Genomic DNA, 926 nt, shown 5'->3' on the forward strand with positions numbered 1-926 from the left:
GATTTCGCCTGCAAGGGCCAGGCTTGGGGCGCCGAGAGCGCGGACTGTCTGCGCGCCATTGCCGAGCAGTCCGGCAAGCATAGGGAACGCGCGGTGCGCATGATCGCCAATGCCGCGCCGCTGACCAGCACGCCGAACGTCTTCTGACTTGTCGAACGTGATCCGCGAAACAGTTCCCCGCTTCGCGATCACGCTTTGACCTCCCCAGAGCGCTCCTCCTGCGCTCAAGTCAGGCTCCCACCGCATCGTCGGTTGGGAGCCTCTTTTTTTCGGTCTGTCGATATTCAGGTGAGGCCGGCCTGCTAACGGCGAGTTCCTGCGCTTGCTCCAGTATCTTTGAACGGCTGGATGTCAGCTCTCCACGGCAGCCTGCTCGGCGATGGCCGAAAGCACGCCGCGCACGTCCAGCGTGCTGAACGGCTTTTCCAGGATCTGCGGCCGCTGATGCGGCGGCAGCGCCTCGATCTCGGCCTTGGCGCCGATCAGGTCGCCGGTGACCAGCACGAAGCGCTGCGCCAGCGCCGGCCGTTCGGCGAGCAACTCGCGATAGATTGCGATGCCGCTGGTGCCGGGCATGCGCAAATCGGAAAAGACGATGTCGGGCGGCATCTGGCCGCTGAGGATCGCCGCCGCCGACGTCCACGCCGGCACGACGCGCGACTTGACGCCCATCAGCTCCAGTATGTCGGAGAGCGAGCCGGCGACATCGGGCTCGTCGTCGATGATCAGCGCGTGGCGCAGGCCGCTTGAGCGCGCCGGTCCTTCGCTGCCAGCGGCCGCGCCGGCAGTGATCGCCGGCAGCTGGACCACGAAACGCGCGCCGTGCGGCTGCACCTCCTCGAACCAGATGTTGCCGTTGTGCCGCTCGATGATCGACTTCGAGATCGACAGGCCGATGCCTGTGCCGACGCCGATCGGCTTGGTGG

1 protein-coding gene is annotated in these 926 nt (G+C 66.4%); it reads right to left on the reverse strand.

Translation table 11 applies throughout. The features are described from left to right. Positions 1-351 precede the first annotated feature (351 nt). On the reverse strand, positions 352-926 hold a 575-nt coding region (locus EN781_RS33300), incomplete at its 5' end, for a response regulator (RefSeq protein WP_127400766.1).

Source organism: Mesorhizobium sp. M4A.F.Ca.ET.090.04.2.1, assembly GCF_003999085.1.
Taxonomy (GTDB): domain Bacteria; phylum Pseudomonadota; class Alphaproteobacteria; order Rhizobiales; family Rhizobiaceae; genus Mesorhizobium.